This window comes from Rhizobium freirei PRF 81 (assembly GCF_000359745.1).
Taxonomy (GTDB): domain Bacteria; phylum Pseudomonadota; class Alphaproteobacteria; order Rhizobiales; family Rhizobiaceae; genus Rhizobium; species Rhizobium freirei.
Window position 1 is genome coordinate 110,972 of record NZ_AQHN01000016.1, and the last position, 8,413, is coordinate 119,384.

Consider the following 8,413-nt stretch of genomic DNA (forward strand, 5'->3'; position numbering starts at 1 on the left):
ACGCGTGCCTTTTCAAAAGGGTGCCGGCACAATGCGCCGGCACTCAAATATGCTCAGATCGCGCGATCGACGTGTCGCTGACCGGCCGCAAGGCGACGGCCATCCCGGCCAAGCTGATCGATCGGAGTTTTGTAGGTCTCGGCCGCCGTGGCGGCGGAGACGGCAGCGATTACGGCCGTGATCGAGGTGAACGCCGCAACCGGCACCCATCCCATCGGCCCGGCCCCCATCAAGGCGGCGCTGATCGTCGGTGCGAAGCCGCCCAGCGCAAAGCCGATCTGGGTGCCGACCGCCATGCCGGACAAGCGTACGCGAGTGCTGAACATTTCTGCATAAAGCGCCGGCCAGACACCGTTGGAAGCGCTGTAGACCACGCCCGACAGCAGGATGCCAAGGACAAAGACGAGCACGAGATTGTTCTGGCTGATTGCCCAGATATACGGCCAGATCAGAATAGCACAACCAATGGCACCGAACATGAAAACCGGCTTGCGGCCGATCCGGTCGGCCAGGATCGCCCATGCCGGGATGGCGCCAAGCGCCGCGATATTGGCAAGCACCAGCACGGTTAGCATCGTGGAGCGGTCGATATGTATGGTATTCACCGCATAGGACAGGGTGAAGACGCTGAAGATCGTGCTGACGACCGAAATCAAGGCGGCAAAGATGATGCGCAGGACATCGGCCCAATAATTCGTGATCAGGGAGACCAGCGGTAGTTTGGCAACTTCGCCCTTCTTTGTTTCCTCGATGAAAGCGGGCGTTTCGGCCAATGTGCGGCGAACCCAGAATCCGACGATGACCACCACGAAGCTCAAAAAGAAGGGAATACGCCAGCCCCAAGACATCAGAGCGGCTTCGTCAAGCTTGCCTAATGGTATGAAGACCAGGGTTGCAAGGATCAGCCCTGCCTGCGTCCCGCTCAGCGTGAAGCTGGTGAAAAAGGCGCGCCGGTTTTCAGGCGCATGCTCAAGCGTCATCGAACTGGCACCGGCCTGCTCGCCCGCGGCGGAGATACCCTGAAGCAATCGCGCCAGGACCAGAAGTATCGGGGCGAGGATGCCGGCCTGGCCGTAGGTCGGCAAGCAGCCGATGATGAAGGTCGAAAATCCCATAAGGAGCAGCGTGAAGGTCAGTACCTTCTTACGACCGAACTTGTCGCCGACATGTCCAAGGATCACTGCGCCTAACGGGCGCATGATATAGGCGACGCCAAATGTGGCGAACGAGGCTATCGCCGCCGTCTGCGGGTCTTCTGCCGAAAAGAATATCTTCGGGAAGATCAGCGCCGCCGCCGTTCCGTAGACAAAGAAATCATAATATTCGACTGCGCTTCCAAGCCAGCTCGCCAGAGCGGCGCGCTTGGGCGTTTTGTGTTCCACCAGTGTTTTCATAAACGCTCCTCCCAAGAGCATTTCGGTTTCGAAGAAATGCCTCAACCGAGAGCACGCCAGCTTCCGCCCGCGCCCTCCCAGATGACATCCAAGATTGTCTTGGCGGCCATCGGCGCTGCCTGTTGCAGCGCTCGTCACTCCTCGACTAGATAATGTACGAACTAGTTCGTTTTGTAAAGCGCCCCTGTTTCGAGGCGACTGGAAACGTGATTGCAGGCGCGATAAACCTCCCAAGGCCGTCGCGATACAACCATGACTTCCCGACAAGAACAGTGATTCTAGGGACATTGCTCAGCGGATGGTCGCACTCTCATTCGGGCAGGTGGCTGCCGACGCCACCATCTCGCCTTGAGCGAACGGAGCTTCAATCCTGGTTATCCGATTGCGTCGGCGGGCTTTCGACAGAAAGTCCCAATGCGCCACGCGGCCACCATCGTCATCGAATAGATGAACTTTTGCTCGGTCTATGTTGAATTTGACCGTCTGGCCCGATCGCAGCTCGGCGCGGTCGCGAAGTGCGATCATTGCGGTCTGATCGCCTAGTCTGGCGGCAGCCTGCGCCTCCGCGCCGCTTGGCTCCACGACCAGAACTCCAGCAGCAGCGCCAAACGCTCCGCCGAAAGAATTTCCAGCACCTTCGGCGTCACGAGGAGATCATGAAGCCGTTCAGATCGGCGAATGCAGATAGGCCGGCATCGATAGGCCCTGCGCTATTCGGGCAAGATAAGACCGCGCCGTATCAAGCGCCTCCCGAATGGTCAGATCCATGTCAAGGTAGCGATAGGTTCCGAGACGCCCAACGAAGGTGATCGATGTTTCCAAGTTCGCACGCTCAACATATTGCGTGAGCTGTTCCTTGTCCTTGACGAGGCGAATTGGATAATAGGGGGTGTCGTCAGCGCCGCATTCCCGCGAGAACTCCCGATAGCAGACTGACCGCTCGTGCTCCTCCCAGGGTGAGAAGTGCTTATGTTCGGTAATCCGTGTAAAGGGCACGCTCACATCACCATAATTCATCACCGCGCAGCCTTGATAGTCCCCGTCATACTCGAATCGCTCGAAGTCGAGCGTTCGATATCCCAACGGGCCGAATTCATGATCGAAATAGCCATCAAGCGAGCCAGAATAGAACACATGCGAGAAGTCTTGCTTTTGCGTTCGATGAAAACGCGTCTTGAGACTGACGCTGATGTTCGGATGGTCCAGAATACAGTCGACCAGGGCGGTGTAGCCGTTTTCCGGCATTCCCTGATATTTGTGGGCAAAGTAATTGTCATCGTAGTTGAAGCGCACCGGTAGCCGCTTCAGGATGGATGCGGGCAAGTCCGTCGGCGAACAGCCCCACTGCTTTTGCGTGTATCCTTTCAGGAAAGCCTCATAGAGGTCCTTACCCACAAAGCGAAGCGCTTGCTCTTCGAATGTTTTCGGGTCGCTGATGGACTCGTCTGCCTGCGTTTGGATGAATGCGCGAGCCTCATCCGGCCTGAAGGTCTTCCCGAAGAACTGATTGATCGTGTGCAGGTTGACCGGCAGGGAATAGACCTGGCTCTGCGACGTCGTTTTGACGCGGTTCTTGTACGGCATGAAGGTCTGGAAGCTATTCACATAGTCCCAGACCTCCGTGTCGTCGGTATGGAAGATGTGTGGACCATAGACATGGACCATGACCCCGGTGTCCTTGTCGCGCTCCGTATGGCAGTTTCCAGCGATATGGTCGCGTGCATCGAAGATCTCGACCTGATGACCTGCCAGTGCAAGTTCCCGTCCGATCACCGCACCGGACAGTCCCGCGCCTACAATACCGATTCTTCCACTCGCACGCATTCCAGGATGCTCCAGTCTCTTATTCAGAAAATTAACGCAGATAGCAGAGGTCGTTATGCTGCGATCGAGCTGCGCATCAGTTCGTCATAGGCGTTGATCAAACGATCCAGTGCCAAGCCATTCTCCTGCGGTCCGAAGCTCAGATGGCTGACGGTAAAATCCGAGAAGATCGCCGTTGGTCTGTCGAGAAGCTCCGGCAGGTCGACCGTCAACGCACGCTCGTCGTCACCTTTCGGCAAGGCCATGTGCACGAGGTCCTTGCCGAGCCATGCGATGAAATTAATGGATTGACGTTCTTTCCACTCGATCACTTTGCTCGGCAAAGGAAGATGCTTGCTGTCGGTCTGCAAGAAGAAATCGTGCAGGTCGTTGGCGCGTTCCGCGCTTTGCCACAGGCTCCCGCCAAATCCGCCCGCCGGCCGCTCGAATTCGCCGACTTGCTCGGGAATAGAGCCGGCCAGCTGTTGCCAGTGGGCGCAGACCCCGTTGTTGACGACATTGGCGGAGACCAGCACATATTTCGGATTGGTGCGCCGGAATTCGATGAAATCGCTGAGTTTGTCGAGATCCATGTAGACGATGTCATCATCGCACTTCAGGAAGATCGAGTCGGAATATGTCCCTAGCCGCTTTGCGTAGAAATCATAGGCTTGCCAATAGGGCATGTGCTCATTCGGATTGCCGACGAAGCGCTGTATCCGCGATCGCACATTACCCAATTCCAGATCCGCTCCCCAGCCGCCGCGAACCATGATCGATGCGCCGGCCGACAAGTTAAGATCAGCCCACTGACCGATCACCACGTTGTTGACATGGAGTGAGGGAATACCGGCCGCATCGATGTTGAGTACGATCTGATTTGCGGCGCCCGGAGACAGGACGCCTGGCGTTGGCCGGCTCCAGACGGTCGCCGCATCGTCACGATCGAAATTCTTGAGTGCGCTGCGCGGCAGCTTGCGCAAGACGGAGTGCGAATTGCTCCAGCCGCCGACGACCAGTTCGAAATATTCGTTGCCGTCGTCACTCGGCACGATGGCAATGTGGAAATCGTTGGTGATCGTGGCGCTCAGCCGAAGCGGCTGGTTGGGCGCTGCCGATCCGGCGGACTGGTATAGTGCGGCGGAGCCCATATAGCGGACCGGACCGAATTGGCGGGTCACCCACTCATGGTCCTGTTGTGAGCGCGTGAAATCCCACACATGCCACTCGTCTATGATCCCGGCATCCATGGCGGATTGGATGTATCGGGTGAGAATTTCCATTCTCTTCTGTCTGCCGGCAAATGTGACAAGAATTACTGGAGCCATTTCAGCCTCGGTTCCTGTGTGTGGGGGGGGGGAGTGGTGCCGCTCACGACGCACTGGCAGTCTCTGCCGTCCACAAACGGCGGTCATGCGGGATCGGCGAAAAGGCGTGCCATTGCGCTAGCTTCGCGGTGTAGCGCTGTCGGCGGGTGAAATTATTGCTGAACTCAACGTTCTCAGCGACGATCTCTGCACCGATCTCATAGTAGAGATCGAGATTGGCGAGATCCGGTAGCGGCGTTTCGCCGCGTTCGCACTCGTTCTGCATTTGCCAGTACAGTTGCTCAAGACGCTGAACGAGAGCCGGGATGTCGCGCAAGACGCTGGTATCACGATGACGTTCCAGGGCTTGCCTTATTCTTTCCAGGCTTTGACGGTCCCGCGCAAAGCCGATGGCTTTACGGACGAAGTCGTCCGGGCCGTCACAGATCAAATCGCGTGCGCCTGCGGCTGAAACGATGCTCGAACAGAAGCGCGACGCGAAACCGTCCCCGGGAAACGTCAGGACCGGCAGGCCCATCGTCAGAGCATCGCCTGCCGTGGAATGGGCGCCATAGGGAAAAGTATCGAGGAAAAGATCGGCCAATCCAATACGCGCAAGATGCCTGGGGTTGGGCGCCTTCGGCGCGAAGATCAGGCGCTCGGGCGCCACACCATGTTGCTCGGCTGCCTGCCTCAGGCGCTGGTCGATATCGTCACCGCCGGTCAGAAGCCAGAGGAAACTTCCGGGCGTTTCGGAGAGAATGGTCATCCAGCGCGCGAAGCAGGCATCCGTGATCTTCTGCATGCCGTTGAAGCAGGCAAATATGAACGCGCCCTCCGGCAAGCCGACATCGGCACGGCTCGGGCGCTCGGCGATCAACCTCTTGCGGTCGACGGGCTGGTTGCAAGGTATCCGCAGCACCTTTTCCGTATAGTAAATCTCGTTTTCGCGTGGAATGATCTGCTCATCGGCGATGATATATTGATGAAACGGGCTACCCATGGTGCCCGGATAGCCGCAAAAATTGACGATCACAGGCGCCGGACGATAGGCAAAGATCTTGGTTCGCGCATGCTTGGTATAGCCATTGACGTCGACCAGGACGTCTATTTCGTCAGCAACGATCTGCCTTGCCGCATCGCCGTCGCTGAGCCCGGAGATTTCACGCCAGCAATCGACGGCGCTCTTGATCCGTGTTTGCGTGGGATCGTTAGCCGCCGCGTCGCCACAATAATAGGCATAGATCTCGACACGGTTCTTGTCGTGCGTTTCAAAGACTTCGCTGAGGGCGAAGCCCACTGCATGATCGCGCAAATCGGACGACACATAACCGACGCGCAGCCGCTTTCCGGTGCCGGATTTCCGTCGCGGCGAAACGCGCGCGACATCACTCAAATCGGGCCGCCCCACAAGGGACTTGCAATAGCGATATGCCTTGGCGAGCTGGAAAAGCGGATCATCGATGTGGCAGGCAAGCGTCAACGGAGACATCGCGTCGAGCAGTTGACGGGTCGAAACATGGTCCGACCCAACCAATGTCGGCCACTTGCACTGGCGTTGCCGCAAGGATGTCCAATGCTGAGCCGATTCAGTTTTATCTGGTCGCAATTCGATTGCTTGCCACAGAGCCGCCTCGGCTTCATCGTAAAGACCTGCGTTCTCAAGAACGCGGCCGACGTGCTGAAGAACCATCAAGCGATGACTGGCTCGATCGGCCGTGATTTCGTTCGTCGTTTCCAGGTAACTGCGCCATTGCTGAACGGCTTGACCGGTAAGACCGCAATCCTCGAGCGCGCGACCAAGATTGACGTGCGCTTGCCCGAACCGCGAATCGATTCTTAGGCAGGCGCGCAGGGCGTTGATCGCGCCGGCGACATCCCCCAGCTGCCGCAGAGTGACCGAGTAATTGAAATAAATAATATGCAGCAGAGGATGCGTGTCGTTGAACGCGATCCATGCACTATAAAGATCTGCCGCAAGAACCGCCTGCCCCGTAGTGCTTAAGGTCTCAACGATCGGTAAAAGCTCAGGCAGGGATAGCTGTTGATTTCGCGCTCTATTCTTAAGCTCCGTGAGCAGGGAGAGAGCATCCGAGGCAGCTGCTGTATTGACGAGCATGGCATCCTACTACGACATGTGATGTTTCGGCCGGGCCAGACGCTGAAGGACATTGGCATTGCACTCGTTTATCGATGCTAGCTTGCCTTGGGCTTATCAACGGTTCGAGCGGCAACAGTAATTCACCCGATCAGTGGTGATTGATTTTAGAAAACCTAAAATATCCAGTGGTTGCGCGCAGAAATAATTAACTATTAATGAGCCTCGCCAAGTAACACGTGGAATTGCCTCGAAAAGGCACTGCACCATTGCGTTGCATTTTGCGGAAGTACGGAAAAATTTAGGCTTATGAACGCGTTAAGCCGCGGATTTTTCGATCTGCGGCGATAACGGTTGATTTGATTGCAGCCAGCCCAAATTTTCCTGTTAAAACCATAAATACAATCATGAGTTATGTTTGGAAAAATTTCGCTCATTAACTATTTTAATCTTCACTGCTATCGATGCGTGCAATAAATGCAAAGTATATTCCTGGTTGTTTTTCATGATTTCCGGCAGAAATATCTCTTCGTTAACCCGAAATTAAAGGCGGCCTATTAGTCCTTTGGTTAAGACACGGGTCGATGGCGCAATATCGGTCCGTGCTGAAGTCTGGTTTTGATCGAGCGGCTCAGCAGCCGCGAGACGCTTATAGGCAGGCGTTGGAATCAGGGTCGTTGCGGACCCTGCTGCATGAAGCCCTCCCAACGCTTCGGCTCCCGAGAGCCATGTTTCTCACAACATTCTTTCCGTTCGGCAGGATGCCAAGTGGCAAGTGCTCAAGCAGCGCTCGGCCAAGTCGGCGTCAAGGTTTCGGCGCGTCTCGCGTCCGAGGCCGCGGTCAAGAGATAGGCGCGCTCTTTTCACGCTGTCGGCGTCAGAGAAATGGCATCTGCTATAGGTTAACATTAGGGGCCCCCACACCAATGACCTCAATCATTTCTTCCTTGACCGTCAATCAGATCAAATCTCTTTCCACAACCGTCATCGCGGCTCTGACGACGAGCGACGTCGCTGCGATGAGCACCACGCAAATCAAGGCGCTCTCCTCCTCCCAGATCAAGGCGCTGCAGACCGCCGAAATCGCAGCCATGACGACCGACCAGATGGGCGCGGTTTCCGCCAGCGCGATCAAGGGTCTCAGCCTTAGCCAATTAGCTGTTCTCGACACGACAAAAATAGGAAGTCTGAGCACGGAGCAGGTCGCCGCCCTCGGCGCGGACCAGATCGGTGCGTTCGCTTCGTCACAGGCCGGGGCCTTGACGACCTCGCAGGTCCACGTGTTGAACTCGGCGCAGATTGCCGCCCTGTCGACCGATGATATCGCCAGCTTCTCGACCGCCGACATCGCGGCGATAACCACCGCTGCCCTTTCCGGGCTGTCGACGGCCAATGTTGCCGCTCTTTCATCCGACCAGGCCGCAGCCTTGACCACGGGTCAGGTGGCCGCCCTGAAGACCACCCAGATCAATGCGCTCACCTCCACCCAGGTCGGTGCGCTGAGCGCCTCGCAAGTCGGCACGTTCAATGCAACTCAGGTCGCCGCGCTGACCACGGCCAACGTCGCAGGCCTGTCGACCACGCAAATCGGCGCCCTCACGTCCAAATCCGTGACGGGACTGTCGACGGCTCAGGTCGGTGCTCTAAGCTCCACCCAGGTCGAAGCTCTCAGCCCCGTGCTTATCAGCTCCTTAAACTCGGCACAGATCGGTGCCTTGTCCACGGCTGACATTGCCGGCTTCTCGACCGCCGATATCGCCGCCATCAACATCGCTGCCCTTGGCGGCCTGTCGACGGCCAATGTCGCGGCG

The 8,413-nt window shown here is 57.0% G+C and carries 5 protein-coding genes and 1 pseudogene; 1 reads left to right on the forward strand and 5 read right to left on the reverse strand.

The window, feature by feature from the left end; translation table 11 throughout:
* Positions 1-53: 53 nt before the first annotated feature.
* The 5 genes from RHSP_RS07085 to RHSP_RS07105 form a co-directional block, all read right to left on the reverse strand.
* Positions 54-1,394 (reverse strand): MFS transporter, encoded by a 1,341-nt coding sequence (locus tag RHSP_RS07085; RefSeq protein WP_037150182.1) that lies wholly within the window; start codon positions 1,392-1,394, stop codon positions 54-56.
* Between the two features lie 291 nt (positions 1,395-1,685).
* Positions 1,686-1,976 (reverse strand): hypothetical protein, encoded by a 291-nt coding sequence (locus RHSP_RS07090; RefSeq protein ID WP_004111349.1) that lies wholly within the window; start codon positions 1,974-1,976, stop codon positions 1,686-1,688.
* 84 nt (positions 1,977-2,060) lie between these two features.
* Positions 2,061-3,218 (reverse strand): UDP-galactopyranose mutase, encoded by a 1,158-nt coding sequence (gene glf, locus RHSP_RS07095; protein ID WP_004111350.1) that lies wholly within the window; start codon positions 3,216-3,218, stop codon positions 2,061-2,063.
* A gap of 53 nt (positions 3,219-3,271) precedes the next feature.
* A complete protein-coding gene (locus RHSP_RS07100; RefSeq protein ID WP_037150185.1) occupies positions 3,272-4,525 on the reverse strand; it encodes a DUF6250 domain-containing protein in 1,254 nt (417 codons plus the stop codon).
* A gap of 43 nt (positions 4,526-4,568) precedes the next feature.
* Positions 4,569-6,623, reverse strand: a complete 2,055-nt coding sequence (locus RHSP_RS07105; protein WP_004111356.1) for an O-linked N-acetylglucosamine transferase, SPINDLY family protein — start codon at positions 6,621-6,623, stop codon at positions 4,569-4,571.
* A gap of 905 nt (positions 6,624-7,528) precedes the next feature.
* Between RHSP_RS07105 and RHSP_RS07110 the strand changes: the two are divergent.
* Positions 7,529-8,413, forward strand: a pseudogene (locus RHSP_RS07110) (beta strand repeat-containing protein); the annotation flags it as partial.